Origin of the sequence: Sphaerotilus uruguayifluvii (genome assembly GCF_013294065.1) — a bacterium.
GTDB classification, from domain to species: Bacteria; Pseudomonadota; Gammaproteobacteria; order Burkholderiales; family Burkholderiaceae_C; genus Sphaerotilus; species Sphaerotilus uruguayifluvii.
In genome coordinates this window covers 251,583-277,122 of record NZ_JABSNM010000001.1, presented here as the reverse complement: position 1 = coordinate 277,122, position 25,540 = coordinate 251,583, and the positions used below count along the sequence as shown (strand labels likewise).

The window sequence follows — 25,540 nt, the reverse complement described above, 5'->3', positions numbered from 1 at the left end:
GGCCACATCAAACGTCAACCGGTATGGCGGGCAAGAAGCCCATAGCGTCCGTCGCCGACCAGACCGGTGAAGACCTTGATGTACGCCAGGTCCTCGATCGCAGCAGGCGGGTCGGAGTTTTCGATGACGATGACCTGCAGCTTCTCCTCCAGGCTGGCGAGATGCTTGTAGAACTTCTCGGCGAGGCTTGTCGCCTTCAGCGCCTTCTCGTCGTCCGACAGATCGCCGTGCTTTGACTTCAGCGGCTCACGGTACGTCAGCAGCGGGGTGTCGAGCACCAGGAAGCCGGGATGCGGTAGGCCCTTGTCAATGCAGTGCACGGCGACTGCCACGTTGAAGGCCGCATGCAGCACGGCGCGGACACCCTTGCCGTTGGCGTCCCTGGCCTTGCCGGCGACAGTGATGTCGTTGGCCTTTGCGTCGAACTGGATCTTGTCCGCATCCGGGAAGCCCCACTCGGTCAGGACCGCTTTGACGGTCTCGCCGAACTCGAAGAGCACCGTGGATTCAGGGCCAACGGGAAGAGGGTCGCGCTCGCTTTTCGTGGATGCCGCGGCGATCTCTGCTCGGCGGCTGGCCAACTTTTCACGCCGCAGGTGCAGGTCGATCAGCTTGCGCAGTTCAGCGCGCTGGGCGTTGTAGTTCTCGAAGCTGCTCCGCAGCGACGCTTCCGTGGGGCGTAGGTCCAGGGCTCGCTGATCGAATTCTTCAATCTGGTCCTCGAGTGACGCGATGGAGGTCGTGAGCGCCAATGCCTCGGCGTGCAGCGAATCGACGACGTGAGCCAGTTCGCGCTGCTCACGCTCGATCTTGCGCGCTTCGGCTGCCGCGGCCGTATGCGCCATCGAAATCTCTTTGGCGGCGTGCTGGTGCTTCTGCGCGCCGGGCGGGGCGCCGCAAACCGGGCAATCACGGCCGGCCATGGCGGCCAGCAGGCTGCCGCCCTCCTCGATGGAATGCAGCCGGTCCAAGTCGGAGCTGTAGACCGCCTGCAGCTTGGCGAAGCGTTCCTGGGTGATGTCGAGTTCTGCCGCTCGTGCAGTGAGTTCCTGGCGGCGGTCAACCGCGGCACGCCGCTTGGCGGCGTTGTCATCCAGCATAGTCTGCACGGCCTGCAGCTCGGCGGTGGTCGTAGCGCCACTGGCGTCCCGTTCCGCGAGCTGTGCGTCCACCTGCGTCCGGTCTGCCGGCGCGTCGCCCAGTTCCTTGTCGAGCTGCGCCAGCATCTCGTCGACGAGCTCCAGTTTGGCCGCCTTGGCGGCAATCCGCGCGGGCTCGGTGGGGACTGTCACGGTGGCCGCGTCGTCCTGACCGGTGAGGAGCAGCTTGAACAGGTTTTGATCGAGGGTGCGCTCCGTATAGCTGTTCGACACGTAGGCGGGGCTGCGCTTGGACATGATGTCCTCCTCCCCAACCACGGCGAACTTCGCCAGTACGCGGAAGGCCAGCTGTTCCTTCTCACCGCTGGCATTGCGCACGATCCACCGGTCCTGCAGGCCCAAAGTCTCGAGGATCCGGTAGGAGACAGAGTCGGTTGCCTTCGCGCTGTGCTTCCATGACAACACCTCTCCCTTGCCGGTCGGGTGGGAGGTGATGAGACCCGGGAAGAGCTTAAGGTTTCCACCCTTGGTCGCGCGATACAGGGTGAACTCGCCCTGGTCGCCAAGGGTCAAGCCGAGCCAGACTGCGTCGTAGGCCTTGATTTCATCGGTCTTTGGAAGCTTGGAAACCGCGCCGAGCATGAAGAGCACAGCGTCCGATGCGAACGACTTGCCGGTGTTGGACGCGCCGTAGACGATATTCAGGCCGTCGACGAATTCAAGTTTGGCAGGCTCAATGTTGGGCCCGGTGAAGGCCAGGTGGCGCAGCCGGATACCGTTCATGCGCGTGCTCCCGCAAACGTCTCTTCAACGCGGAAGTCGGCGGTCCACCGCCCGATTCGCTTTTCCATCTGCTCGCGCATCTCTGCGGCCGGCTTGTTGGCAAAGCGCTCGGCCATCCACTGGGCGCGCTCCTTGAGCGCGACGGAATACGATGCCTGCAGCAGGTCGAGATAGATCGGGGCGTCGTCGCTCGCGCCGAAGGTGATGCCGTCTTCAGTCTCGAAGACGTCGACGAGGTGTAGCTGCTGCATCAGCCGAAGGCTCTTCTCTACCAGCGGACGTCTCACCACGAGCTCGGCCGCGCGGTTAGGCAGATCCGGGTGCAGACTGCTCGGGGCATCTGGGTCGTCGAGATCCCCGGTGTGAACGACCAGGTGGTCGAGCCAGGTCATCTCCAGCAGGTCGCAACGCCGCGGATGGAAGGCTTCCAGCACGACCAGCGCGCGGATGCCTGTTTCGAGCGTGCTGTTGAAGGGGTGCGTGCTGGGCGCCGGCCTATCTACCGATCCCATGGCATGACCCCCTCGTTGGCAAGCAGGTGGCAGGTGCCCTGCTTGACCTGCGGTCCGGCATGCCGGCCCAGCACGCCGGAAGCTTGCAGCAGGGCGGCCTGCTGCATGACCTTGTTCAGGCGTGCGAACTTGTTGGAGTGATCGGCGTCGTGGACGTCGACGACGCCGTGGTGGACCTCGTCGCGGAAGGTCTGGACGAACTCCTCCGGCGTCGAGTCACGGTAGAAGCGGTCGAACGCCGTGGCGTCGAAGAAGCGGGTGCGCTGGATCTTGAGATGCGGCCCCACATCGGAGCAGGCCAGCGCGGCATCGGGATCGGGGTAGGTACCCGGCCCCCGCTCCTCGTACACCTTCAGCAGTTGGCCGAGGTAGGCCGATTCGCTGGCGTGGATCGCAGCGGGCACGACGCCCCTGGGGCTCTGGCCGGGGTCGGCATCAAACCATTTGACCAGCGCCGGCATGCATGCCGGATCCTTGGCCAGCAGCCTAGCGTCGAGCCAGTGGACGTTCGCGAAAGCGAAAGCCCTGATCTTGGCCTCGATCTCCGGCGTCAGCTTTACCGTCGCGTTCTCCACCAGGTCACCCGCGATGTACGTGTCCCAGCGATCCAAGAACGCCTGCTTCAGCCGGTCCGGGTGCGCGACGAACTCGCGTACCTTGCGCACGACGCCCAGGGGCGCCACGAAGGTGTAGGCCCGCGGCAGCGCGTACGCGCCTGCCGCCGAGTGCATGAAGATCTTGCCCAGCTCTACGAACAGCGCCTTCTCGGACAGCGGCTTGCTAAGCTGCTTGCACTGGAAGTTGTCCCATGGCCCGTCCATCCGACGGTCGGTGACGTAGCCCGTGACATCGCGGCCCAGGTCGCCCGTGCCGCTCCACCGGTCGTGCGAGTGGTAGTCCTCGCAACGCTGGTGCAACCAGTCGTCGACGAAGTCCTCGAGCGCCTCCGCGGTCAGCACGGAGATCAATCCGGGGTAGTTCTTGTGCAATGGGGCTCCTCCCAGGTCCGATCTTAGATGGGGCGTCGATATCTGGCGGGCCGATGATAGCGACGCCTGAAGCTGTCCACGGTGTCAGCGCGGCGCCGGGCCCGGCCGTAGACCAGCGCGTCGCGAATCTCGACGTCAAGGCCGGCGACCAAGCGCACTGGCGCTTTGGTGGTCAGGTCGGATCGGCTGCAGGCGACCGCCAGGCCGTTGGTGCTGCCACGGTTTTGCACGTGGGCCTGTGTTGCCCTGAGCAACCCGCCCGAGTCAGAGTTGGCAGGCAACTCCACATTCTTTAGGCTCAGCGTGAACGCATAGACTTCGTGGCGCCAGGCATCCTTCAGCCACTTCGATCCGAACGACCACTTTGCGGCAAGGAGTTGGAGACAATCAATGTCTCGGGTGGGTCGGCTGCGCAGTTCGCCCCAGCCAGGACCGGTCATCCAGAATCGGACTGCCGCCGCACCCTATCGAGTACCCGGTCTCCGATGCGCAGCGGTCATACGAGCCGCAGCACATCGAATGTCGGGTGACGAACGCGGCGGTCGCTCGGACCGTCTGCCGTGAATGACTCTGACCAGTCTGATCCAGTCGCTCTTGAGATGCACGCGGTGAAAGGCAAGGTGCGCTGGGCGCTCGGCAGATGTCAAGTTGGCGGGGAGCAGCCGGCTTTCGCAATCCGGAGCGTCCCGACCAACTTTATTTCTCACCGACCGACTTTATTTGTTCCAGTCAGGCCTAACGACTAGATCACTCCACCGTCACCGACTTCGCCAGATTGCGCGGCTTGTCGACGTCGGTGCCGCGGGCGCAGGCGGTGTGGTAGGCCAGCATCTGCAGCGGCACGACGTGCAGGATCGGGCTGAGCGCGCCGTAGTGCTCCGGCATGCGGATGACGTGCACGCCCGGCTCGTTCTCGATGCGGGTGTCGGCGTCGGCGAAGACGAACAGCTCGCCGCCGCGCGCGCGCACTTCCTGCATGTTGCTCTTGAGCTTTTCCAGCAGCTGGTCGTTCGGCGCGACCGTGACCACCGGCATCGAGGCGTCGACCAGCGCCAGCGGGCCGTGCTTGAGTTCGCCTGCGGGATAGGCCTCGGCGTGGATGTAGCTGATTTCCTTGAGCTTGAGCGCGCCTTCCAGCGCGATCGGGTAGTGGCGGCCGCGGCCCAGGAACAGCGCGTTCTGCTTGGGCGTGAACAGCTCGGCCCAGGCGATGATCTGCGGCTCCAGCGCCAGCACCGACTGCACGGCGGCCGGCAGGTGGCGCAGGTTGCGCAGGCCGGCTTCCAGGCCGGTCTCGGGGATGGAGCCGCGCTGCTTGGCCAGCACCAGCGTCAGCAGGAACAGCGCGACCAGCTGCGTCGTGAAGGCCTTGGTCGAGGCCACGCCGATCTCGGCGCCGGCGTGCGTGATGAAGGCCAGCTTGCACTCGCGCACCATCGCGCTGGTGCCGACGTTGCAGACGGTCAGCGTCTGCTCCATGCCCAGCGAGCGCGCGTGCTTGAGCGCGGCCAGCGTGTCGGCGGTCTCGCCGCTCTGGCTGATGGTGACCACCAGCGTCTTCGGGTCGGGCACGCTCTCGCGGTAGCGGTACTCGCTGGCGATCTCGACCGCGCAGGGGATCTTGGCGATCGACTCCAGCCAGTACTTGGCGGTCAGGCCGCTGTAGGAGCTGGTGCCGCAGGCCAGGATCAGCACCTTGTCGACCTGCGCGAACACGTCGGCGGCGCCGTCGCCGAACAGCTCCGGCGTGATCGCCTCGATGCCCTCGAGCGTGTCGGCGATGGCGCGCGGCTGCTCGAAGATCTCCTTCTGCATGTAGTGGCGGTACGGGCCCAGCTCGGCCGCGCCACTGTGGGCGTTGACCGTCTTGACCGGACGCTCGACGCGCACGCGCGCGCCGCCTTCGCCCCGGGCGGTGATCCAGTACTTGCCCTGCTGCAGGTCGACCGCGTCGCCCTCTTCCAGGTAGATGATCTGGTCGGTCACGCCGGCCAGCGCCATCGCGTCGGAGGCGAGGAAGTTCTCGCCCTGGCCGACGCCCAGCACCAGCGGCGAGCCCTCGCGGGCGCCGACGACGCGCTGCGGCTCGTCCTGGCAGAAGACGGCGATCGCGTAGGCGCCCTTCAGGCGCGGCAGCGCGGCCTCGACCGCGGCGAACAGGTCGCCGTCGTACAGCGAGTCGACCAGGTGCGCGATGACCTCGGTGTCGGTCTGGCTGACGAACTCGTAGCCCCGGCCCTTCAGCTCGTCGCGCAGCTCGTCGTGGTTCTCGATGATGCCGTTGTGCACCAGCGCGATGCGGCCGGCGCGCGCGCTCTTGGCGTCCGTGCCCGGGCCGTGCGAGAAGTGCGGGTGGGCGTTGTGCACCGCCGGCACGCCGTGCGTGGCCCAGCGGGTGTGCGCGATGCCGATCAGGCCTTCGACGCCTTCCTGCGCGACCTGCGCGTCCAGCTCGGCCACGCGCGAGGTGCTGCGGGTGCGGCGCAGACCGCCGCCCTGGTGCACCGCGACGCCGCAGGAGTCATAGCCGCGGTACTCGAGCCGCTGCAGACCCTGGATCAGGATGGGGACGATGTTGCGCTGACTGACCGCGCCGACGATGCCGCACATGGGTGTTTGCCCTCAGGAAGTGGAAGCAGGCCCGCATGGTAGGCAGACTCGTGTGAAATGAATGAGCAAAAAATTATCGCTTTTGACTCAAAACATCTCCTTGCAATCAGAATGCAATGAAATAACAATTTGAAGTCATTTCTTGAGGAAAGATTGCAATCATGACGACCCCCATCTCGGTGGACGCCATCGATCTGAAGCTGCTCGACGAGCTGCAGCGCGATGCGTCGCGCTCGAACCAGGCGATCGCCGAGGCGGTCCATGTCTCGGCCGCGACCAGCCTGCGCCGCGTCAAGCGGCTCACCGATGCCGGCATCATCGAGCGCACCGTCGCGATCCTGTCGCCCGAGGCGCTCGGCCACGGCCTGACCGCGATCGTCGAGATCACGCTCGACCGCCAGGCCATCGACCGCATCGAGGCCTTCGAGGCGCGCGCGGTGGCCGAGCCGGGCGTGCAGCAGTGCTACCGCACGCAGGGCGGCCCGGACTTCGTGCTGATCGCGCAGGTCGCCGACATGCCGGCCTATCAGGCGCTGGCGCAGCGCCTGTTCACCAGCGACGTGAACGTGCGCAACGTGCGCTGCTTCTTCAGCGTGCACCGCGCCAAGAGCGGCCTGCAGATCACGCTGCCCGCGAAGCCGCTCGACTGACTCAGCGCCCGCGCAGCTTCGACATCCAGCCCTGCGGCGGCCGCGCCGCACGCTCGCGCGCCAGCCAGGCGTCGTAGACCGCGCGTCGCACCGGATCGCCCAGCACCGCGCGCGCCAGGCGGCGGTCGTCGGAGCGCATCTGCTCGGTGCGCGCCTCCTCGGCGGTGCCTGCACTGGCGGGCGGCGGCTTCAGGCGCTCGCCCGGCGGTCGCGGCGGCAGCAGGCCGGCGGCGACGCGGTGCCAGGCGATCTCGATTTCGGCCTCGGTGCAGTCCTCCGGCAGGCCCAGGCGCTGGTAGTGCGTCGGCTCGATCGGCAGCACGCCGGCCGGCACCGGGGCGGGCGCCGGGGCCGGCGCGGACGACGCGGCCGCCGGCCGCGTGCCCGACAGGCTGCGCCACAGGCCGGCCAGACCGCCGGTGCCGGCAGTGGCGTTCATTTCTTGGCCTTGACCGGACGGCTCCAGCCGCCGATCGAGAGCTGCTTGCCACGCGCGACGGCCAGCTCGCCGGCGCCGACGTTCTTCGTGATCGTCGAGCCGCCGCCGACGGTGGCGCCGGCGCCGACGGTGATCGGCGCGACCAGCACGCAGTTCGAGCCGATGTGCACGTCGTTCTCGATGACGGTGCGGTGCTTGTTGGCACCGTCGTAGTTGGCGGTGATGCTGCCGGCACCGTAGTTGACGCGCTCGCCCACGGTGGCGTCGCCCAGGTAGGCCAGGTGGTTGGCCTTGGCGCCGTCGGCCAGCGTCGAGTTCTTGACCTCGACGAAGTTGCCGATGTGCACCTCGCGGCCCAGCCGGGCGCCGGGGCGCAGCCGCGCGAACGGCCCGACCAGCGCGCCCTCGCCGACCTCGGCGCCGGCCGCCTCGCCGTCGATGCAGGTGAAGGGGTGGATCACCGCGCCGGCGGCGATGCGGGCGTTGCGGATCACGCAGTTGGCGCCGATCTGCACGTCGTCGCCCAGCACGACCGTGCCCTCGAAGACGCAGTTGACGTCGATGGCGACATCGCGGCCGCACGACAGCGTGCCGCGCAGGTCGAAGCGCGCCGGGTCCATCAGCCGCACGCCGGCCTCCATCAGCGCGTCGGCCTGCTCGCGCTGGAAGCGGCGCTCCAGGTCGGCGAGCTGCACCGGGCTGTTGACGCCCAGCACCTCGGTCTCGCCGGTGGCCTGGGTCGCGACGACCGGCACGCCGTCGGCCACCGCCATCGCGACGATGTCGGTCAGGTAGTACTCCTTCTGGGCGTTGTCGTTGCTCAGCCTGGCCAGCCAGCGCTTCAGGTGCGCGGTGGGCGCGGCCATCATGCCGGTGTAGCCCTCGCGGATCTGGCGCTGCTCAGGGGTGGCGTCCTTGTGCTCGACGATGGCGCGCACCGCCTCGCCCTCGCGCACGATGCGGCCGTAGCCGGTCGGATCGGCCAGCACGACCGTCAGCAGCACCAGCCGCTCGCCGGCGCAGGCCTGGATCAGCGCCCGGGCGGTTTCCGCCTTGACCAGCGGCACGTCGCCGTTCAGGATCAGCGTGGTACCCGACTCGGGCAGTTCCGGCACCGCCTGCTGCACCGCGTGGCCGGTGCCGAGCTGCGGCTCCTGGCGCACGAAGGCCAGCGGCGCGTCAGGCAGCGCGCGGCGCATCGCCTGCTCGACCTGCTCGGCGCCATGGCCGGTCACGGTGATCAGGCGTTCCGCCCCCAGTCCGATGCCGGTCTCGAGGACGTGCTGCAATAGGGGCCGACCAGCGAGCGGGTGCAATACCTTCGGGCGGGCAGACTTCATCCGCGTGCCCTTGCCAGCGGCCATGATCACAACATCGAGCGACATGCGCAGATCCTCTCTCAAGCGTGTTCCGAATGTTCCGGACGGTGTCGAATCGCGGATTATCCGGATTGCCATGGCGCCACGACGACTCTGCAGCCTTAAGTGGTGGCAGCTCGTGTCGGTTTTGGCTCTGATCCTCCCCCTGTCCGGGTGCAGCACGGTCGGTCTGGCCTATCGGCAGGCCGACACGCTGGCCTGGTGGTGGCTGGACCGGCGCTTCGACTTCGACGACGCGCAGGCGCCGCGGGTGCGTCAGGCGCTGGCGCAGTGGCTCGACTGGCACCGTCGCCGCCCGCTCGGCGAGGACACCGCGCTGCTCGAGGACTTGGCGCGCGAGGCCAGCGCCGACACCCGGACCGAGCGCACCTGCCGCTGGTGGCAGACGCTGGTCGACCGCCAGGCGCTCTATCTGCAGACGCTGGCCTCCGGGCCGCTGGCCGACGTGCTCGCCGGCCTGAGCGACGCGCAGCTGCGCCACCTGCAGCAGGCGCTCGACGAGGACAACCGCGACTGGCGCGACCGCTTCCTGCGCGGCGACGCCGACCAGCGCCAGCGCGCCTCGCGCGAGCGTGTCATCGACCGCGCCGAGCTGGTCTACGGCCGGCTGGACGCGGCGCAGCGGCGCTTCGTCGGCGAGCGGCTGCGTGCCTCGCCCTGGGATCCGGTGCGCTGGATGGCCGAGCGCCAGCGCCAGCAGCGCGACCTGATCGAGACGCTGCAGGCGCTGCGGACCACGCCCGAGCGCGAGCGGCGCGCCGCGCTGCTGCAGGCGCTGGCGCGGCGCGCGGTCGAGCCGGACGAACAGGAAGCGCGCCAGTACCGCGAGCAGCTGCTGCGCTTCCAGTGCGAGCTGGCCGCCGACCTGCACAACCGCACCGACGCCGGGCAGCGGCGCGACGCCGCCGAGCGGCTGCAGGGCTGGGCCCGCGACCTGCGCGCCGCGGGCGCCCCGGTCACGGCAGCTGGACCGTGACCCGGCGCGCGCCGGCCGGCAGATCCGGGAAGCCCTGCAGGCCGGCGCCGAACAGCAGCGGCAGGTATTCGGGCCCCGAGTAGCGCGCCTCGTGCTCGATGCGGATCTCGAGCAGGCGCTCGCGGCTGGCGCGGTCGACCAGCAGCATCAGCAGCTGCTGGCGCTCGTAGACCTCCTGCCAGCCGAAGCCGGCGCCGAAGCCCGTGCCCACGCCGATGCCCACCGAGCCGTGGATGCGCCGGTCGGGCGGCGGCGGCACGCGGCGCAGCGGCGCGACAGGCCCGGGCCAGGGATCGGCGAACGGCGACAGCACCCGGCTGCGCCGGCCGTCGAGCTGCACCAGCACGTCGGCCTGGGCGGTGCTGGCGGCCGGGCCGAAGCCGGCCTGCGCCAGCGCCTGCGCCGCGGCCTGCTCGAGCTGCTGCTGCGCGGCCGCATCGGCCTGCTGCGAGGGCAGCCGGTCGAAGGCGTAGCGGCCCGGCCGGCGCCCGGCCGGCCAGGCGCCGAAGGTCGCCACGTCGACGCTGATCTGCTTCAGCAGCGCGCAGCCCGGCAGCAGCGCGGCCAGCGGCGCCAGCGCGCCCAGCGCCAGCAGGCGCCGGCGGCGCATGCCCGGGTCCGTGCATGGGAGCAGGGACGAAGCGGTCATCGTGTCCATCGGGCAGTCTCCTGGCGGGGTCATCCGGGCGCGCCCGGTCGGGTCCGGGGCGGGGCGCGTCAGTCCTGCGACGGCGCGGCCGGGGACGTCAGCGTGCGGCGCAGCGCCTCCAGCGAGATCGCGGCCTCGGCCGGCAGTCCCGCCTCGGCGGCGGACGGCGTCGCGCAGGCGTCGTCGTCCTCATCATCGTCGTGGTCGAAGGCCTTGTCGCCCATCGGGTCGGCCTTGCCGGTCGGGCGGATGGTCTCGAAGGGGAAGAGCTTGCGGTCCATCAGGTGCGACGGGACCACATGGCTGAAGGCGCGGTGCATGTTGTCGATGCGGCCCGGGAACTTCTGGTCCCACTCGCGCAGCATCTTCTTCACCTGCACGCGCTGCAGGTTCTCCTGGCTGCCGCACAGGCTGCACGGGATGATCGGGAACTGGCGGTGCGCGGCCCAGCGCTCGATGTCGGTCTCGGCGACATAGGCCAGCGGGCGGATCACGGTGTGGCGGCCGTCGTCGCTGACCAGCTTCGGCGGCATGCCCTTCAGGCGGCCCTGGAAGAACAGGTTCAGGAAGACGGTGCCGAGGAAGTCGTCGCGGTGGTGGCCCAGCGCGATCTTGTTGGCGCCCAGCTCGCCGGCGACGCGGTACAGGATGCCGCGGCGCAGCCGCGAGCACAGGCTGCACATCGTGTCGCCCTCGGGAATCACGCGCTTGACCACCGAGTAGGTGTCCTGGTTCTCGATGTGGAAGTCGACGCCGCGGCTCTTCAGATAGGCCGGCAGCACGTCGGCCGGGAAGCCCGGCTGCTTCTGGTCGAGGTTGACCGCGACGATCGAGAAGCTGATCGGCGCGCGCTGCTGCAGGTTCAGCAGGATGTCGAGCAGCGAGTAGCTGTCCTTGCCGCCCGAGAGGCAGACCATCACGCGGTCGCCGTCCTCGATCATGTTGTAGTCGGTGATCGCCTGGCCGACCTGGCGGTGCAGGCGCTTGGACAGCTTGTTGATCTCGTGCGCGGCACGGCGCTCGGCCTCGGTCGGCTGGGCGGTGGAGGTGGGTTCGGAGGTCTGCATGATGGGCGGGATTGTCGGTCAAGCGCATCGCCACGGGCCGTGCGGGGATGCCCGCGGCGCGCGCGCTGTCACGGCCCCGCCACGACAGGACGCCAGCATCCCGGTCGGACCCTGCTGCCCTTGCCGCCCATGAACACGACCCTGCCCCCCGACGACGACCTGATGCGCCGCCTGCACCGCGACCTGCGCGACGACCTGGACGAGGAGATCGAGCTGGAGTTCGAGGACCGCCACCTCGACGCGACGGCCCTGGCCGAGGGGCAGCCGGCCGCCGGCTCCGATGCCGAGTCGCGCCGGCGCTACTTCAGCGAGCTGCTGCGCCTGCAGGCCGAGCTGGTGCGGCTGCAGGACTGGGTGGTGGCGACGGGGCACAAGGTCGTCATCCTGTTCGAGGGCCGCGACGCCGCCGGCAAGGGCGGCGTGATCAAGCGCATCACCCAGCGCCTGAATCCGCGCGTCTGCCGGGTCGCCGCGCTGCCGGCGCCCAACGACCGCGAGCGCACCCAGTGGTATTTCCAGCGCTATGTCTCGCACCTGCCCGCCGGCGGCGAGATCGTGCTGTTCGACCGCTCCTGGTACAACCGCGCCGGCGTCGAGCGCGTCATGGGCTTCTGCACCGACGACCAGTACGAGGAGTTCTTCCGCTCCGCGCCGGAGTTCGAGCGCATGCTGGTGCGCTCCGGCATCCAGGTCATCAAGTACTGGTTCTCGATCTCGGACGACGAGCAGCGCGTGCGCTTCCTGGCGCGCATCCACGACCCGCTGAAGCAGTGGAAGCTCAGCCCGATGGACCTGGAGTCGCGCCGGCGCTGGGAGGACTACACCAAGGCCAAGGAGGTGATGCTCGAGCGCACCCACATCGCGGAGGCGCCGTGGTGGATCGTGGCCGCCGACGACAAGAAGCGCGCGCGCCTGAACTGCATCCATCACCTGCTCGGCCAGATCCCCTACGGGGACGTCGAGCAGCCGCTGATCGCGCTGCCCGAGCGCGAGCGCCACGAGGACTACACCCGCAGCCCGGTCGCGCCGGAGCTGTTCGTGCCCGAGGTCTACTGACGCGGGATCCTCCGGCCGGACCGGCTCACCACTGGCCGGTCTCGATGCGGATCGCGACCTCGCAGTCGTCGAAGATCTCCAGCTTGGCGATCTTCACCCGCACGCCCAGCACGCCGGGCAGGTCCATCAGCCGCGAGGCGACCTGGCCGATCAGGCTCTCGAGCAGGTTGACGTGGCGGGCGGTGCATTCCTCGATGACGATGGAGCGCACGCGGCGGTAGTCGAGCACATGGGTCAGGTCGTCGTCGCGCGGATGCAGCGGCTGGCTGCCGAGGTTGAGCTCGACGTCGACGGCGATCGGCTGGGGAGCCTCCTTCTCGTGCTCGAGCACGCCCAGGCTGGCATCGAAGCGCAGGCCGGTGAGCGTCAGGATCTGGGTGCCGCGGGTGGTGGACATGGAAAGGGCTCGGGTTCCTACAATCGGCGGGTGAATGCCGCCTCCACTCCCAGTGTAGCCAGCGACCCGCTGGCCCTCCTCATCGCCGACGAGATCCGCCGCCACGACGGCTGGATCGGCTTCGAGCATTTCATGGCGCTGGCGCTGTACCAGCCCGGCCTGGGCTACTACAGCGGCGGCGACCGCCAGTTCGGTGCCCTGCCCGCCTCGGGCAGCGACTTCGTGACCGCGCCGGAGCTCTCCGGGCTGTTCGGCCGCGCGGTGGCGCGCCAGCTCGCGCAGGCGCTCGACGCCACCGGCACGGCCGAGCTGTGGGAGTTCGGCGCCGGCTCCGGCGCGCTGGCCTCGCAGCTGCTGGAGGCGCTGGGCGACCGGATCACGCGCTACACCATCGTCGACCTGTCGGGCACGCTGCGCGAGCGCCAGCGCCAGACCTGCGCCGCGCGGGTGCCGCAGCACCTCGACAAGCTGCACTGGGCCGACGCGCTGCCCGAGCGCTTCGAGGGCGTGGTCATCGGCAACGAGGTGCTCGACGCGATGCCGGTCATGCTGGTGCACTGGAACGGCGCACAGTGGCTGGAGCGCGGCGTGGCGCTGGACGCGCAGGGCCGCTTCGCCTGGGCCGACCGGCCGACGGCGGAACGCCCGCCGGTGGAAGGCCCCTTCCTGCCCGGCACCGTCACCGAGCTGCCGCGCCAGGCCAGCGGCTTCATCCGAACGCTGGCGGCGCAGCTCGCGCGCGGCGCGGCCTTCTTCGTCGACTACGGCTTCCCGGAGCACGAGTTCTATCACCCGCAGCGCACCGGCGGCACGCTGATGTGCCACCGCGGCCACCAGGCCGACGCCGATCCGCTGGTCGACGTCGGCCGCAAGGACCTGACCGCGCATGTCGACTTCACCGCGGTGGCGCTGGCCGGGCAGGATGCCGGGCTGGAGGTGCTGGGCTACACCTCGCAGGCGCGCTTTCTCTTCAACTGCGGCCTGCTCGCCGACCTGGAGGGCGCCGACCTGCGCGAGCGCGCAATGGCGCAGAAGCTCGTCACCGAGCACGAGATGGGCGAGCTGTTCAAGGTGGTCGGCTTCGTGACGCCGGCCGAGGTCTTCGACCCGATCGGCTTCGCCGCGGGCGACCGCAGCCACACGCTCTGAACGAAGGCCCGGGCTGTGCGCTGGCTGATCGTCTTCGTGCTGACCTGCCTGGTCTGGAACGGCCTGCAGCCCTGGCTGGAGCGCTTCGGCCTGGGCCGGGTGCCGGGCGACTTCAGCGTGCGCGTCGGCCGGCGCACCTGGCATTTCCCGCTCGGCTCCAGCGTGCTGATCACGCTGGTCGGGCTGGCGCTGGCGCGCTGGCTCTGATCCGGCGCCGGATCAGCCGGGCTCCGCCACCGCCGCCGCCACCGCCGCGATGCGCGCCTGCTGCAGCGCCTGGCCGATCGCCGGGCCCTTCAGGCCGCGCGCCAGCGCCTCGGCGCTGACCGCCCCGGAGTCGACCGCGCGCGCCGCCGCCAGCGCGCCGCGCAGCCGGTCGGCCTGCGGATAGGGCCGCTCCTCGAAGCCGAGCCGGCCGCGCGCGTCGCACTCGCAGGCCTGCAGCGCCTGCTCGAAGCGCTCGGGCCGGCGCCAGGCGTCGCAGCGGTCGAAGAGCCGCACCAGCGCCTCCGCACCGAAACTGGCGCTGGCGTGCAGATTGCCGTGCTCGCGCGCCACCACCTCGGCCAGCTCGCGGCACTCGACCGGCACGCGCAGCCGTGCCGCCAGCGGCCCGAGCAGCTTCACGCTGCGGCCTTCGTGGCCGAGGTGGCGCGGCAGGATGTCGGCCGGCGTCGTCGCCTTGCCCAGGTCGTGCGCCAGGCAGGCGAAGCGCACCGGCAGCGCGGTGCCCAGCCGCTCGGCCATGTCGAGCACCATCATCAGGTGCACGCCGGTGTCGACCTCCGGGTGGTAGTCGGCGCGCTGCGGCACGCCGAAGAGCGCATCCACCTCCGGCAGCAGCCGCGCCAGCGCGCCGCAGTCGCGCAGCACCTCGATCATGCGCGAGGGCCGCGCCTCCATCAGCCCGCGCGACAGCTCCTGCCAGACCCGCTCGGGGACGAGCGCGTCGACCTCGCCGGCCTCGACCATCGCGCGGCACAGCGCCAGCGTCTCGGGCGCGACCGAGAAGTCGGCGAAGCGCGCCGCGAAGCGCGCCAGCCGCAGGATGCGCACCGGATCCTCGGCAAAGGCCGGCCCGACATGGCGCAGCACCCGCGCCGCGAGGTCCGCCTGGCCGCCCCAGGGATCGACCAGCGTGCCGTCCTCGTCCTGCGCCATCGCGTTGATCGTCAGGTCGCGGCGCGAGAGGTCGTCCTCCAGCGTCACCTCCGGCCCGGTGCGGAAGACGAAGCCGTGGTAGCCGGGGCCGGTCTTGCGCTCGGTGCGCGCCAGCGCGTATTCCTCCTGGGTGCGCGGATGCAGGAAGACCGGAAAGTCGCGCCCGACCGGCAGGTAGCCGGCCGCACCCATGAGCTCGGGGGTCGCTCCGACGACGACCCAGTCCCGGTCGCCCGCGTCCCGGCCAAGCAGGCGGTCACGCACCGCGCCGCCGACGAGAAAGACCTTCATCGGCCGCGCTCCCGGCGCAGCGACCGGCTCGTCGGGCGAGCCTTTCGTTGCAATTGACACGAATGGTCCTCCCGCAACCCAGGGGTGGTATCGAAGTGTTTCATGCTGTCCAATAATGCAGTGGCACTGCGTCGTACCAATTGTGAGCGCCGATCGGCGACAGGGCAGACGGTGCACAGGGAGCACTCATCATGGCAGTAACGAAGCATTCTCGCGCCGCCCTGCTCGGGCTGGCACTGGCCGCCGGCAGCGCGATCGCGCAGGCCGCGCCCTACACCGAGCAGGAGGCCCTGGGCATCGGCTGGAACGACGCGCTGTCGCTGGCGCAGTCGCTCGGCACGCTGCCGCTGGACAGCTCGCTGAGCGTCGACGGCTCGCGCATGAGCAATGTGGCCGGGGGCAGCTCCACGGACTTCTACAGCGTCGTGCTGCCGCAGAGGATGTGGCTGACGCTGACGCTGACGCCCGACAGCGCCAGCGCGATGCCGGTGCTCGGCCTGTTCCAGGGCAGCTCGGTGGCCACCGGCACGCTGGCCTCGGCGCTGGACAACGACGCCGGCGACGGCCTCAGCCGCCTGACCTTCAACCTGCAGCTCGATCCGGGCACCTACTACGCCGGCGTGATGGGCTACCGCAACCACTGGTGGGACTTCGACGGCGGCGGCAACGCCGGCTGGAACTACCGCCTGACGATGTCGGCCTGGAACACCGTCGCCTCGCCGGCGCCGGAGGCCTCGACGCTGGCGATGATGCTGTCCGGCCTGGGCCTGATCGGCCTGGCCACGCGCCGCCGCGCGGCACGTCGCTGAGCCGGCCCCGCGGCCTCCGACGCCGCGGGACTCAGGCGCGGCCGGCGCGACGCCGGTCCGCGTCGGTCGGTCCGCCCGCCAGCAGCGGCGCCATCACCGCGCCGACCGAGGACGGCCGGATGCCCAGCGCCGCCAGCCCGGGCAGGCGCCCGGTCGCGACATTGGGCACCTTCATCGAGTCGAGGTTGTCGCCCGACATCAGCGGCTCGCCCGGCAGCAGGCCCAGCGCGCCCGCCTGCAGCCGCCCGGCCCAGTCCGGCAGCGGCAGCACCGGGCGCTCGTGACCGCTCCAGCGTCCGGCCAGCCGCACCAGCTGGCCCAGCGTCCAGATCTCCGGCCCGGCGCACTCGATGACCCGGCCCGCGGTGGCCGGATCGAGCAGGCAGCGCACCAGCGCCGCGGCCACGTCCTCGACCCAGACCGGCTGGAAGCGCGCGTCCGCGCCGGCCAGCGCCATCACCGGCGCCAGCGCCTGCAGCCGCGCGAACAGGCGGATGAAGCGGTCGTCGGCGCCGAAGATCACGCTCGGGCGCAGGATCGTCAGCGCCAGCCCCGGGGCGCTGCGCAGCACCTGCTCGCCGGCGGCCTTGCTGCGCAGGTAGCGCGACGGGGCCGACTGCGGATCGCCGTCGGGCACGCCCAGCGCGCTGACGTGGACCAGCCGCGACACGCCCGCACGCTGGCAGGCCGCGGCCAGACGCTGCGGCAGCACGACGTGCGCAGCCTCGAACTGCGCCGCGCTGCCGTGCAGGATCGCGACCAGGTTGACCACCGCGTCGACGCCCTCGAGCAGCCGCTCCAGCGTGGCCGGATCGTGCACGTCGGCGGCCACGCGGCGCACCGTCGGCAGCGTCGCGAGCGCGCCGCCGCGGGTCGGCCTGCGGCTGGGCACGACGATGGAGCTGCCGGCCGCGGCCGGCTCGGCCGCCCAGCGCGCGGCCAGCGAGCGACCGACAAAGCCGGTGCCTCCGAGAATCAGCAGCTTGCGAGGGACCATGGCATCAGGGGAGCTGGGGGTTTTCAGGCGGCGCACCGACCGGCCGCGGGCCGATCGCCGGCTGCAGCCGCGGCTTGATCGTCACGACCGGCCGGCCGGAGAGGACCGCGGCGTAGTCGCTGGCATTGGACAGCACCTTCTTGACATAGTCGCGTGTCTCGGTGAACGGGATGGTCTCGGCCCAGGCGGCCGTCTCCATCACCGGCCCGTCGCGCCAGCGCCGCGGCCGGTTCGGCCCGGCGTTGTAGCCGGCGGCGGCCAGCGCCTGCGAGCCGCCCATGTCGTCGAGCACCAGCTTCAGGTAGCCGGTGCCCAGCTTCAGGTTGGTCAGCCGGTCGGTGATCTGGCCGTCGCCGTAGGGAATGCCGAGCCGGCGCGCGGTCCAGCGCGCGGTCGCCGGCATCACCTGCATCAGACCGGAGGCGCCGACGCCGGAGCGCGCGTCGACGATGAAGCGCGACTCCTGGCGGATCAGCCCGTAGACGAAGGCCGGCTCGATGCCGACCTCGCGCGCGACCGCCAGCACGTCCTCGCGGAAGGGCGTCGGGAAGCGCTGCGCGACGTCGATCTCCTCGCGGGTGCGCTCGCTGGTGTTGATGCAGCGGTCCCAGAGCTGGTTGTCGCAGGCATGCTGGGCGGCGGCGAGCAGCTGGCGATCGCTCATGTCGCGCAGCGAGAAGTTCCACTCGCGCACGCCCTCGCTGCGCAGGCCCAGCGCGATCATCGCCATCGCGCGGCCCAGGCCGGCATGGCGCACCGCCTGCACGCGCTCCTCGGCGCTGAGCGGCGCGGGCCGCGGCGGCAGCGCCTGCGGCCGGCCGAGATCCTCGGCGGCGAGCTTGCCGTAGAAGTTCGGCTGGCCGGCGATGCGCTCGAGCAGCAGCGCCGCGGCGCTGCGCTGCGCCTCGCCCTCGGCGCCGGGGCGGGCGCTGGCCTGCAGGCTGCGCGCCTTCCAGTAGACCCAGGTCGCGTCGGCCTGCGCGGTCGCGCTCATCGCGCCGATCGCCTCGACGATGCGCGCCCAGCGGTCGCCCTCGTCGCTTCGCAGCGCCGCGCGCACCCGCCAGGCCAGCGGCTCGTCGTTCCACTCGACCTCGCGCTCGCCCAGGCCGGCGCGGCGGAACCAGCCGTCGGCCTCGGGCATCAGCTTCATCGCCGCCTGGCGCGCGACCGTGCCCCAGGCCCAGGACTGCGCCTCGACCGGCAGCTGCGCCAGCCAGCGGTTCTGCAGCTCGGCGGCGGCCTGCGCCGGGTCCCCGGCGGCCAGGCGCGCCAGCGCCATCAGGATCAGCTCGACGCCCTGGCGGCTGCCGGCATCGCCCCGCCGCGCCAGGAAGCGCTGCGGCTGCTCGAAGAGCTCCGGCAGCGCCGAGGCGTCCTCGCCCAGCACGCCCAGCGCCTGGCGTGCGGCGTTGAGCTTCTTCGCCTCGGCCGCCTGGCGTGCCTTCAGCCACAGGTCGGAGGCGCCGAACTGGCGTGCGCCGTACAGCGTCGAGGCCAGCAGCGTGCAGCCGTCGTCGCCGTCGCGCTGCGCGAACCAGGCCGTGCGCGCGGCCGCACGCACGTCGTCGCCGGTCATGTGGCGCAGCACCATCGCGTAGCAGGCGACCTCGCGGTCGTCGTTCATGCGGTAGCGCGCATGGTCGGTGGCGAAGTTGCGCCAGTCGCGCCGCCGGCCGAGCTCGAGCAGCCAGTCGTTGCGCAGACGGTCCTCGACATAGCTGCCGCTCCAGCGGGCGTAGAAGGCGTTGACCTCGTCCTGCGTCGACTCGGACAGCCGGTTGCCCAGCTCCCAGTAGTCGGCCCACATCGCCAGCGGGTGGCGCGCCTCGATCAGCGTGTCGCGGTGCACCCGCAGCCGCGCGCGGTCGCGCTTGCGCAGCGCATCGCGCGCCTGGACCAGCCGGTCGTCGAGCAGGCGCTGCTCGGGCGTGCGGCTCGACGCCGAGGTCTCGACGATGTCGGAGGACTGGGCGCCGGTGGTCGCCGGCAGCAGCAGGCAGACGCTGGCAGCCAGCGCGAGGGCGGAGGCAGCCGCCGCGCGTGCGGTGCCGCCACGACGGGCAGGAGAGGTTCGAGTCATGGTGTCTTTGTCGGATCGCCGGCCCCCGGGTTCCGGCCGCCGGACGGCGCGCGGTCGTCCGGACCCGAGTGTAGGCGCGGCGACCGTGACCGGCTGCACGAGGGCATGCAAGGTCGGGTGGCGCGCCCGGCCATCGGCCCGCGCCGATTTGCCGCGGCGCAGCGACGCACGCACAATCGACCGATCCGCCATGCCCCCTGCGCCGCCGCGATGACCACTCCGACCTTCAAGCTGCCCGATCCGCCCCGCGACAAGGCCGTGCTGCGCAAGCAGCTCCAGGCCGAGCGGATGTCGATGAGCGACCGCCACCAGCGCTCGGTCCACCTGCAGGAGGTGCTGATGGTCTGGCTGCTGACCCGCACCGAGAAGACGATCGGCGCGTTCTGGTCGATCAAGGGCGAGTTCGACGCGCTGCCGGCGCTCTACCGCTGGAGCGAATCCGACCCCTCGCGCCGCATCGGCCTGCCGGTCATCGACAAGAAGACGCGCCAGCTGCGCTTCCATGTCTGGTACCCGGGCTGCCCGATGGAGGAGGACGCCTACGGCATTCTCAAGCCCAAGGACACCGAGGAGTTCCACCCCGAGCTGCTGCTGGTGCCCTGCGTCGGCTTCGGGCCGAAGGGCGTGCGTCTGGGCTACGGCGGCGGCTTCTACGACCGCACGCTGGCCTCGCTGCATCCGATGCCCTACACCGCCGGCATCGGCTACGGCCACGGCTTCATTCCCTGGCTCGAGGCCGAGCCGCACGACGTGCCGCTCGACGCGATGCTGACCGAGGAAGGCACGGTCTGGCAGCGCGACGCCTGACCTCGCCCCGAACGGACAAAGGCTTCCCGCAAAGGGGAGCGGCCGTGGCAGTTGCCTGCCACGGCCGCGGTCTCTCTCCCCGACGCTGCCCCCCGGGCGCTTGAGGCCGCCCGGTCACCCCGCAATCGGATCCGGATCCGGGATCAGAACTTGTAGCCGACGCCCACGCCGACCAGCACCGGATCGACCTTGATCGTGCCCAGCGTCGTGCCGGCAGCGCTCAGGTCGGTGCGGATCCAGACCTTCTTGACGTCCAGGTTGACCGACCAGTTCTTGTCGATCATGTAGTCGGTGCCGATCTGCAGCGCGCCGCCGAAGCTGTTGCGGTCGATGTCCAGACCGGCCGGCAGGTCGACGTTCGAGAAGCGGGTGTAGTTGACGCCGGCGCCGACGTAGGGCTTGAAGCCGCCCAGGCCGAGGTCGGTGAAGTGGTACTGGACCGTCAGGGTCGGCGGCAGGTGCTTCAGCGTGCCGATCTTGGTGCCGTTGGCCTTGACGTCCTGCTTCTGCGGATAGGTCAGGATCAGCTCGGCGGCCAGGTTCGGCGTGATGAAGTAGGTGAAGTCGACTTCCGGCAGGGTCTTGTGATTGATGCTCACGTCCAGACCGGGAACCGTGTCCTTGTTGGCCGGGTCGAGATTGACCGCGCGGGCGCGCACCAGGATGTCGCCGGCCGCGGTCTGGGCCGAGGCGAACGGCGTGGCGACGAGGGCGGCAACGGCAGCGAGGGCAAGGCAGGTCTTGTTCATGGCGGGCTCCTGAGGGAATTCGGTTTCCGGCACCTCCTTGGCACCGGGCATGAATCCATTGGAGCCTGACGCGCCGGCTGTCGACTTGCGGCGGCTCAAGTCGCCGCCCGCGCGCCTCTCGGGGCGCAGCCGGCTTGACCTGCGTCAGATGCGCACCCGCGCGCTGTCGCTTTTGCGCATCACGCGTGCGGCAGCAGCTCGAGCCGGCGGCAGATCTCCAGCACCGTCGCGCTGGCGTTCATCGTGTAGAAGTGCAGCGCCGGCACGCCGGCGCAGCGCAGCTGCTCGCACAGGTCGGTCACCACGTCCAGGCCGAAGGCGCGGATCGAGGCGCTGTCGTCGCCGAAGCTCTGCAGGCGCAGGCGGATCCAGCGCGGCACTTCCGCGCCGCAGGTGTCGGCGAAGCGCAGGATGCCGCTGGAGTTGGTGATCGGCATGATGCCGGGCACCACCGGGATGTCCGCGCCCAGCGCCTGCGCCTCCTCGACGAAGCGGAAATAGGCGTCCGAGTTGAAGAAGAACTGCGTGATCGCCGAGTTCGCGCCGGCGCGGGCCTTGGCCGCGAAGGCCTGCACGTCGGCCTGCGGCGACTTCGCCTGCGGATGCATCTCGGGATAGGCCGCCACCTCGATGTGGAAGTGGTCGCCGGTCTCGGCGCGGATGAAGCCCACCAGGTCGCTGGCGTGGCGGAACTCGCCCATCGGGCCGAAGCCGCTGGGCAGGTCGCCGCGCAGCGCGACGATGCGCTTCAGGCCCATCGCCTTGAACTGCGCCAGGCGCTCGCGCACCGACTCGCGCGTCGCGCCGATGCAGGTGAAGTGCGAGGCCGCCTCGCGGCCCTCGTCGAGGATGGCCTGGACGGCGCCGATCGTGCCGTCCTGCGTGCTGCCGCCGGCGCCGTAGGTCACCGAGCAGAACTGCGGCTCCAGCACATAGAGCTCGCGGCGCACCTGCGCCAGCCTGGCCGTGCCCTCGGGCGTCTTCGGCGGGAAGAATTCGAGACTCAGCGGCAGCGAGGCCGCGGGGGTCGTCGTCATGGGAGAAGTCTCCAGCGGGAGAGAAAATCGTCGGCGCGACGCCTTCGGCCGGTCAGCCGGCGCGACGCGCGTGCATCAGGAATTCGCGGTTGCCGTCGCCGCCGGTCACCGGGCTGTCGAGCCAGGCCACCACCGCGAGGCCGCAGCCGGCCGCGGCCTCGCGCAGCTTGGGCTCGACCCGCGCCAGCGCGGCCGCGTCCTTCACCAGCCCGCCCTTGCCGATGTCGCCGGGCTGCAGCTCGAACTGCGGCTTGACCAGCATCAGCAGATCGCCGGCCGGGGCCAGCAGCGGCGCCAGCGCCGGCAGCACCAGCGCCAGCGAGATGAAGGACAGGTCGCCGGTGATGAAGCCGAAGCCCTCGGCCGGACACGCCGCGCCCAGATCGGCCGCCACCAGATGGCGCGCGTTGACGCCCTCCAGCGCGGTGACGCGGGCGTCCGCGCGCAGCCGCGGGTGCAGCTGGCCGTGGCCGACGTCGAGGCCGACCACCCGCGCGGCGCCGCGCGCCAGCAGCACGTCGGTGAAGCCGCCGGTGCTCTGGCCGACGTCGAGCGCGACCCGGCCGGCCACCGCCAGCCCGGTCGCCGCCAGCGCGCCGTCGAGCTTCAGGCCCCCTCGCGACACCCAGCGCAGCTCGGCGTCGTCGGTGATCTCGATCTCGCAGCCCTCGGGCAGCTCGTCGCCGGCCTTGCGCGGCACGCTCCAGCCCCGGGCCCCGAGCCAGCGCACGGCGCCCTGGGCGATCAGCCGCTGCGCGGCCGAGCGCGTCGGCGCCAGGCCGCGGCTCACCAGCATCTGGTCGGCACGCATCTCGGCAAGCGCTCCGGGCCGATCAGTAGCGGTAGGTGTCGGGCTTGTAGGGGCCGGCCACCGGCACGCCGATGTAGGCGGCCTGCGCCTCGGTCAGCGTGGTGAGCTGGGCGTTCAGCGTGGTCAGCTGCAGGCGCGCGACCTTCTCGTCGAGGTGCTTGGGCAGCACGTAGACCTTGCCGATGTCATAGGCGTCCTTGTGCGCGTACAGCTCGATCTGCGCCAGCGTCTGGTTGGCGAAGCTCGACGACATCACGTAGCTCGGATGGCCCGTGCCGCAGCCCAGGTTCACCAGGCGGCCGCGCGCCAGCAGGATGATGCGCTTGCCGTCCTCGAAGACGACATGGTCGACCTGCGGCTTGATCTCCTCGAAGCGGCACTTCTCTTCCAGACGGGCGACCTGGATCTCGTTGTCGAAGTGGCCGATGTTGCAGACGATGGCGTTGTTCTTCATCGCCGCCATGTGCTCGTAGGTGATGACGTCGCGGTTGCCGGTGGTCGTCACGAAGATGTCGGCCTGTGCGGCCGCCCATTCCATCGTCACGACGCGGTAGCCTTCCATGGCCGCCTGCAGCGCGTTGATCGGGTCGATCTCGGTCACCCAGACCTGGGCGGAGAGCGCGCGCAGCGCCTGCGCCGAGCCCTTGCCCACGTCGCCGTAGCCGCAGACCACGGCGATCTTGCCGGCGATCATCACGTCGGTGGCGCGCTTGATGCCGTCGACCAGCGACTCGCGGCAGCCATAGAGGTTGTCGAACTTCGACTTGGTGACCGAGTCGTTGACGTTGATCGCGCGGAACATCAGCTGGCCCCGGGCCGACATCTCGTTCAGGCGGTGCACGCCGGTGGTGGTCTCCTCGGTCACGCCGAGGATCTGCGCGCTCTTGCGGCTGTACCAGGTCGGGTCGACCGCCAGCTTGGCCCGGATCGAGGCGAACAGCTCGCGCTCTTCCTCGCTGCCCGGATTGGCGATGACCGACGCATCCTTCTCGGCCTTCTTGCCCAGGTGCATCAGCAGCGTCGCGTCGCCGCCGTCGTCCAGGATCATGTTCGGGCCTTCGCCCTCGGTGCCGGCCGGGCCGAAGTCGAAGATGCGGTGGGTGTAGTCCCAGTAGTCCTTCAGCGTCTCGCCCTTGTAGGCGAAGACCGGCGTGCCGCGGGCCACCAGCGCGGCGGCGGCATGGTCCTGGGTCGAGTAGATGTTGCACGAGGCCCAGCGGACCTGCGCGCCCAGCGCCTGCAGCGTCTCGACCAGCACGCCGGTCTGGATGGTCATGTGCAGCGAGCCGGTGATGCGCGCGCCCTTGAGCGGCTGGCTCTCGGCGAATTCGCGGCGGATCGCCATCAGCGCGGGCATCTCGCCCTCGGCGATGGTCAGCTCCTTGCGGCCCCAGTCGGCCAGCGAGAGATCGGCGATGTGGAAGTCGCGGAAGACGGATTCGACGGCAGCGTTCATGTCAGCAAGCTCCAGAAGTTCCAGAAGTGGAACCGTCCGGCCCGCGCGGTCGTCGTCGGCAGGAAGGCCCGGCGGGCGCGGCACGAAGCACGATTGCCGTGCGATGCGCGCAGCTCACCCCGGGATTCCCGGCCGCGTCGGATGCGGTCGGACGGGTGAGCGCCGTTGCCTGTGGGAAGGGGTCCGAGCCTGGGGCGGTCGTCTGAATCGACCGGCCTTGCAACGCTCCTCGGACACGAGGCCCGGATTGTAGCGGCGGCCGGCCGCGCCAGCCGCCGCGGATCAGCCCCGGCGCGGACCGGGTGATCCGGCGATCAGCTCGCGCCGCTCGAGGCGAGCTGGTCGTCGCCGGCCGGGCCGCTGCCCACCAGCGCCGGCCGGCCGACGATCAGCGGATCCACCGGCCCGATGGTCGACAGATCCTTCGCGCGGTAGGGCATGCGCTGCAGCACGAAGCGCATCGCGTTCAGGCGCGCGCGCTTCTTGCAATCCGACTTGATCACCGTCCACGGCGCATCCGGCGTGTCGGTGTGCAGGAACATCGCCTCCTTGGCGCGGGTGTAGTCGTCCCACTTGTCGAGCGAGGCCTTGTCGATCGGGCTGAGCTTCCACTGCTTGAGCGGGTGCGTCTCGCGCTCCTTGAAGCGGCGGCGCTGCTCGGCGCGGCTGACCGAGAACCAGAACTTGAACAGGAAGATGCCGTTGCGCACCAGATTGCGCTCAAACTCGGGCGCCTCGCGCATGAACTGCTCGTACTGCGCGTCGGTGCAGAAGCCCATGACGCGCTCGACGCCGGCGCGGTTGTACCAGGAGCGGTCGAACAGCACGATCTCGCCGCGGGTCGGCAGGTGCTGCACGTAGCGCTGGAAGTACCACTGGCCGCTCTCGATCTCGCTGGGCTTCTCCAGCGCGACGACGCGCGCGCCGCGCGGGTTGAGGTGCTCCATGAAGCGCTTGATCGTGCCGCCCTTGCCGGCGGCGTCGCGGCCCTCGAACAGGATGACGACGCGCGCGCCGGTCTCCTTGACCCAGGCCTGCAGCTTCAGCAGCTCGACCTGCAGCCGGTACTTCTGCTTCTCGTAGGCCTTGCGCGACATCAGGTGGCGGTAGGGATAGGCGCCCTCGCGCCATCCCGGGGCCAGCTCGGTGTCGGGGTCGACGCCCGGCGTCGGCACCGGGCGCCGGCGCGCGGCCATCGAGCCGCGCAGCAGCGCCAGATCGTCGGGCGAGGAGCCGGCGATCAGCGCCTGCAGCTGCTCGCGCCAGACGGTGTCGTCGATCTCGCCGCGCTGGCGCCGGGCCATCACGTCCGACAGCGCCATCTCGCGCGCGGCCACCGCCGCCTCGGTCGCGGCGCGGACCTCGTAGCGCTCGAGCCCGCGCGCGGTGATCGGCGCGGACTTGTCGGTCATCTCGACCGGCGCGGCCGCCTTGCGCCGCCGGGGCGGCCGCGGCGCGGCGGCGGCAGCGGCCGCCACGGCGGGCAGCTCGCTCGCCACCTCGGGGGCGACGGCAGCGGCGGCGGGGTCGGCGGCCGGGGTGGAGTTCGAGGCGCGGGAGCGGGTGCGAGCGGTCATGGCGGG

At 70.7% G+C, this 25,540-nt stretch carries 25 protein-coding genes and 1 riboswitch; of the genes, 7 read left to right on the top strand and 18 right to left on the bottom strand.

What is annotated here, in order from left to right:
* Window positions 1-14: 14 nt before the first annotated feature.
* From HNQ01_RS01230 to glmS, 5 genes are all read right to left on the bottom strand, one after another.
* Window positions 15-1,883 carry a hypothetical protein gene (locus HNQ01_RS01230; protein ID WP_173803489.1) on the bottom strand — a complete coding sequence of 623 codons (1,869 nt, stop codon included), beginning with the start codon at window positions 1,881-1,883 and terminating at the stop codon, window positions 15-17.
* Window positions 1,880-2,395, bottom strand: coding sequence for an ABC-three component system middle component 2 (locus HNQ01_RS01225; protein ID WP_056642957.1), 516 nt, complete (start codon window positions 2,393-2,395; stop codon window positions 1,880-1,882). The genes HNQ01_RS01230 and HNQ01_RS01225 overlap by 4 nt, the downstream gene beginning before the upstream one ends.
* Window positions 2,383-3,384: an ABC-three component system protein gene (locus HNQ01_RS01220; protein WP_217427360.1), complete on the bottom strand. Its 1,002-nt coding sequence runs from the start codon at window positions 3,382-3,384 to the stop codon at window positions 2,383-2,385. Before HNQ01_RS01220 ends, HNQ01_RS01225 begins: the two co-directional genes overlap by 13 nt.
* Before the next feature lie 23 nt (window positions 3,385-3,407).
* Window positions 3,408-3,824, bottom strand: coding sequence for a hypothetical protein (locus HNQ01_RS01215; RefSeq protein ID WP_173803488.1), 417 nt, complete (start codon window positions 3,822-3,824; stop codon window positions 3,408-3,410).
* Window positions 3,825-4,131: 307 nt separating this feature from the next.
* Window positions 4,132-5,994, bottom strand: coding sequence for a glutamine--fructose-6-phosphate transaminase (isomerizing) (gene glmS, locus HNQ01_RS01210; protein WP_173803487.1), 1,863 nt, complete (start codon window positions 5,992-5,994; stop codon window positions 4,132-4,134).
* Window positions 5,995-6,155: 161 nt separating this feature from the next.
* Between glmS and HNQ01_RS01205 the strand changes: the two genes are divergently transcribed.
* A complete protein-coding gene (locus HNQ01_RS01205) occupies window positions 6,156-6,644 on the top strand; it encodes an Lrp/AsnC family transcriptional regulator (RefSeq protein ID WP_173803486.1) in 489 nt (162 codons plus the stop codon).
* 1 nt (window position 6,645) lies between these two features.
* Here HNQ01_RS01205 and HNQ01_RS01200 read toward each other — a convergent pair whose 3' ends face one another.
* Together HNQ01_RS01200 and glmU are read right to left on the bottom strand one after the other, a co-directional pair.
* Complete coding sequence (locus tag HNQ01_RS01200; protein ID WP_173803485.1) at window positions 6,646-7,083, bottom strand: J domain-containing protein; 438 nt, start codon at window positions 7,081-7,083, stop codon at window positions 6,646-6,648.
* On the bottom strand, window positions 7,080-8,468 hold the full coding sequence (gene glmU, locus HNQ01_RS01195; protein WP_173803484.1) for a bifunctional UDP-N-acetylglucosamine diphosphorylase/glucosamine-1-phosphate N-acetyltransferase GlmU: 1,389 nt from the start codon (window positions 8,466-8,468) through the stop codon (window positions 7,080-7,082). The genes HNQ01_RS01200 and glmU overlap by 4 nt, the downstream gene beginning before the upstream one ends.
* 121 nt (window positions 8,469-8,589) lie before the next feature.
* Between glmU and HNQ01_RS01190 the strand changes: the two genes are divergently transcribed.
* The gene (locus tag HNQ01_RS01190; protein WP_173803483.1) at window positions 8,590-9,438 is read left to right on the top strand and encodes a DUF6279 family lipoprotein; all 849 of its coding nucleotides are present in this window, start codon (window positions 8,590-8,592) and stop codon (window positions 9,436-9,438) included.
* Here the strand turns inward: HNQ01_RS01190 and HNQ01_RS01185 are convergent.
* Window positions 9,419-10,096: a DUF4136 domain-containing protein gene (locus tag HNQ01_RS01185; protein ID WP_173803482.1), complete on the bottom strand. Its 678-nt coding sequence runs from the start codon at window positions 10,094-10,096 to the stop codon at window positions 9,419-9,421. The genes HNQ01_RS01190 and HNQ01_RS01185 overlap by 20 nt on opposite strands.
* A gap of 59 nt (window positions 10,097-10,155) precedes the next feature.
* On the bottom strand, window positions 10,156-11,154 hold the full coding sequence (gene ttcA, locus HNQ01_RS01180) for a tRNA 2-thiocytidine(32) synthetase TtcA (RefSeq protein WP_173803481.1): 999 nt from the start codon (window positions 11,152-11,154) through the stop codon (window positions 10,156-10,158).
* Window positions 11,155-11,283: 129 nt separating this feature from the next.
* Between ttcA and ppk2 (HNQ01_RS01175) the strand changes: the two genes are divergently transcribed.
* On the top strand, window positions 11,284-12,210 hold the full coding sequence (gene ppk2 / locus HNQ01_RS01175; protein WP_173803480.1) for a polyphosphate kinase 2: 927 nt from the start codon (window positions 11,284-11,286) through the stop codon (window positions 12,208-12,210).
* 25 nt (window positions 12,211-12,235) lie between these two features.
* Here ppk2 (HNQ01_RS01175) and HNQ01_RS01170 read toward each other — a convergent pair whose 3' ends face one another.
* Complete coding sequence (locus tag HNQ01_RS01170; protein WP_173803479.1) at window positions 12,236-12,607, bottom strand: dihydroneopterin aldolase; 372 nt, start codon at window positions 12,605-12,607, stop codon at window positions 12,236-12,238.
* 30 nt (window positions 12,608-12,637) lie between these two features.
* Here HNQ01_RS01170 and HNQ01_RS01165 point away from each other — a divergent pair, with 30 nt between their 5' ends.
* Window positions 12,638-13,756: a class I SAM-dependent methyltransferase gene (locus HNQ01_RS01165; protein ID WP_434801472.1), complete on the top strand. Its 1,119-nt coding sequence runs from the start codon at window positions 12,638-12,640 to the stop codon at window positions 13,754-13,756.
* Window positions 13,757-13,771: 15 nt separating this feature from the next.
* Window positions 13,772-13,963 (top strand): DUF2905 domain-containing protein, encoded by a 192-nt coding sequence (locus tag HNQ01_RS01160; RefSeq protein ID WP_173803478.1) that lies wholly within the window; start codon window positions 13,772-13,774, stop codon window positions 13,961-13,963.
* Between the two features lie 12 nt (window positions 13,964-13,975).
* Here HNQ01_RS01160 and HNQ01_RS01155 read toward each other — a convergent pair whose 3' ends face one another.
* Window positions 13,976-15,208: a multifunctional CCA addition/repair protein gene (locus tag HNQ01_RS01155; RefSeq protein ID WP_173803477.1), complete on the bottom strand. Its 1,233-nt coding sequence runs from the start codon at window positions 15,206-15,208 to the stop codon at window positions 13,976-13,978.
* Window positions 15,209-15,399: 191 nt separating this feature from the next.
* Here HNQ01_RS01155 and HNQ01_RS01150 point away from each other — a divergent pair, with 191 nt between their 5' ends.
* The gene (locus HNQ01_RS01150; RefSeq protein ID WP_173803476.1) at window positions 15,400-16,017 is read left to right on the top strand and encodes a PEP-CTERM sorting domain-containing protein; all 618 of its coding nucleotides are present in this window, start codon (window positions 15,400-15,402) and stop codon (window positions 16,015-16,017) included.
* Window positions 16,018-16,048: 31 nt separating this feature from the next.
* Here the strand turns inward: HNQ01_RS01150 and HNQ01_RS01145 are convergent, their stop codons facing one another.
* A complete protein-coding gene (locus HNQ01_RS01145; RefSeq protein WP_173803475.1) occupies window positions 16,049-17,014 on the bottom strand; it encodes a complex I NDUFA9 subunit family protein in 966 nt (321 codons plus the stop codon).
* Window positions 17,015-17,018: 4 nt separating this feature from the next.
* Window positions 17,019-19,097: a lytic transglycosylase domain-containing protein gene (locus tag HNQ01_RS01140; RefSeq protein WP_173803474.1), complete on the bottom strand. Its 2,079-nt coding sequence runs from the start codon at window positions 19,095-19,097 to the stop codon at window positions 17,019-17,021.
* 210 nt (window positions 19,098-19,307) lie between these two features.
* Here HNQ01_RS01140 and HNQ01_RS01135 point away from each other — a divergent pair, with 210 nt between their 5' ends.
* On the top strand, window positions 19,308-19,904 hold the full coding sequence (locus HNQ01_RS01135) for a 5-formyltetrahydrofolate cyclo-ligase (protein ID WP_173803473.1): 597 nt from the start codon (window positions 19,308-19,310) through the stop codon (window positions 19,902-19,904).
* 143 nt (window positions 19,905-20,047) lie between these two features.
* Here the strand turns inward: HNQ01_RS01135 and HNQ01_RS01130 are convergent, their stop codons facing one another.
* From HNQ01_RS01130 to ppk2 (HNQ01_RS01110), 5 genes are all read right to left on the bottom strand, one after another.
* Window positions 20,048-20,653, bottom strand: coding sequence for an OmpW/AlkL family protein (locus HNQ01_RS01130; protein ID WP_173803472.1), 606 nt, complete (start codon window positions 20,651-20,653; stop codon window positions 20,048-20,050).
* A 179-nt stretch (window positions 20,654-20,832) separates the two neighbouring features.
* Window positions 20,833-21,690: a methylenetetrahydrofolate reductase [NAD(P)H] gene (metF, locus tag HNQ01_RS01125; RefSeq protein ID WP_173803471.1), complete on the bottom strand. Its 858-nt coding sequence runs from the start codon at window positions 21,688-21,690 to the stop codon at window positions 20,833-20,835.
* Window positions 21,691-21,742: 52 nt separating this feature from the next.
* Complete coding sequence (locus tag HNQ01_RS01120; protein WP_173803470.1) at window positions 21,743-22,501, bottom strand: TlyA family RNA methyltransferase; 759 nt, start codon at window positions 22,499-22,501, stop codon at window positions 21,743-21,745.
* Window positions 22,502-22,523: 22 nt separating this feature from the next.
* A complete protein-coding gene (gene ahcY, locus HNQ01_RS01115) occupies window positions 22,524-23,957 on the bottom strand; it encodes an adenosylhomocysteinase (protein WP_173803469.1) in 1,434 nt (477 codons plus the stop codon).
* A 150-nt stretch (window positions 23,958-24,107) separates the two neighbouring features.
* A riboswitch (S-adenosyl-L-homocysteine riboswitch) is annotated at window positions 24,108-24,194 on the bottom strand.
* A 77-nt stretch (window positions 24,195-24,271) separates the two neighbouring features.
* The gene (gene ppk2 / locus HNQ01_RS01110) at window positions 24,272-25,534 is read right to left on the bottom strand and encodes a polyphosphate kinase 2 (protein WP_217427359.1); all 1,263 of its coding nucleotides are present in this window, start codon (window positions 25,532-25,534) and stop codon (window positions 24,272-24,274) included.
* Between the last annotated feature and the right edge of the window lie 6 nt (window positions 25,535-25,540).

Coding starts and splice junctions, on each gene's coding strand:
- HNQ01_RS01145 (WP_173803475.1), bottom strand. CDS start 17,014: ATGGTCCCTCGCAAGCTGCTGATTCTCGGAGGCACCGGCTTTGTCGGT.
- metF (WP_173803471.1), bottom strand. CDS start 21,690: ATGACGACGACCCCCGCGGCCTCGCTGCCGCTGAGTCTCGAATTCTTC.
- ahcY (WP_173803469.1), bottom strand. CDS start 23,957: ATGAACGCTGCCGTCGAATCCGTCTTCCGCGACTTCCACATCGCCGAT.
- HNQ01_RS01130 (WP_173803472.1), bottom strand. CDS start 20,653: ATGAACAAGACCTGCCTTGCCCTCGCTGCCGTTGCCGCCCTCGTCGCC.
- HNQ01_RS01155 (WP_173803477.1), bottom strand. CDS start 15,208: ATGAAGGTCTTTCTCGTCGGCGGCGCGGTGCGTGACCGCCTGCTTGGC.
- HNQ01_RS01150 (WP_173803476.1), top strand. CDS start 15,400: ATGGCAGTAACGAAGCATTCTCGCGCCGCCCTGCTCGGGCTGGCACTG.
- HNQ01_RS01230 (WP_173803489.1), bottom strand. CDS start 1,883: ATGAACGGTATCCGGCTGCGCCACCTGGCCTTCACCGGGCCCAACATT.
- ppk2 (WP_217427359.1), bottom strand. CDS start 25,534: ATGACCGCTCGCACCCGCTCCCGCGCCTCGAACTCCACCCCGGCCGCC.
- HNQ01_RS01215 (WP_173803488.1), bottom strand. CDS start 3,824: ATGACCGGTCCTGGCTGGGGCGAACTGCGCAGCCGACCCACCCGAGAC.
- HNQ01_RS01185 (WP_173803482.1), bottom strand. CDS start 10,096: ATGGACACGATGACCGCTTCGTCCCTGCTCCCATGCACGGACCCGGGC.
- HNQ01_RS01225 (WP_056642957.1), bottom strand. CDS start 2,395: ATGGGATCGGTAGATAGGCCGGCGCCCAGCACGCACCCCTTCAACAGC.
- HNQ01_RS01200 (WP_173803485.1), bottom strand. CDS start 7,083: ATGAACGCCACTGCCGGCACCGGCGGTCTGGCCGGCCTGTGGCGCAGC.
- glmU (WP_173803484.1), bottom strand. CDS start 8,468: ATGTCGCTCGATGTTGTGATCATGGCCGCTGGCAAGGGCACGCGGATG.
- glmS (WP_173803487.1), bottom strand. CDS start 5,994: ATGTGCGGCATCGTCGGCGCGGTCAGTCAGCGCAACATCGTCCCCATC.
- HNQ01_RS01170 (WP_173803479.1), bottom strand. CDS start 12,607: ATGTCCACCACCCGCGGCACCCAGATCCTGACGCTCACCGGCCTGCGC.
- HNQ01_RS01135 (WP_173803473.1), top strand. CDS start 19,308: ATGACCACTCCGACCTTCAAGCTGCCCGATCCGCCCCGCGACAAGGCC.
- HNQ01_RS01120 (WP_173803470.1), bottom strand. CDS start 22,501: ATGCGTGCCGACCAGATGCTGGTGAGCCGCGGCCTGGCGCCGACGCGC.
- ppk2 (WP_173803480.1), top strand. CDS start 11,284: ATGAACACGACCCTGCCCCCCGACGACGACCTGATGCGCCGCCTGCAC.
- ttcA (WP_173803481.1), bottom strand. CDS start 11,154: ATGCAGACCTCCGAACCCACCTCCACCGCCCAGCCGACCGAGGCCGAG.
- HNQ01_RS01205 (WP_173803486.1), top strand. CDS start 6,156: ATGACGACCCCCATCTCGGTGGACGCCATCGATCTGAAGCTGCTCGAC.
- HNQ01_RS01140 (WP_173803474.1), bottom strand. CDS start 19,097: ATGACTCGAACCTCTCCTGCCCGTCGTGGCGGCACCGCACGCGCGGCG.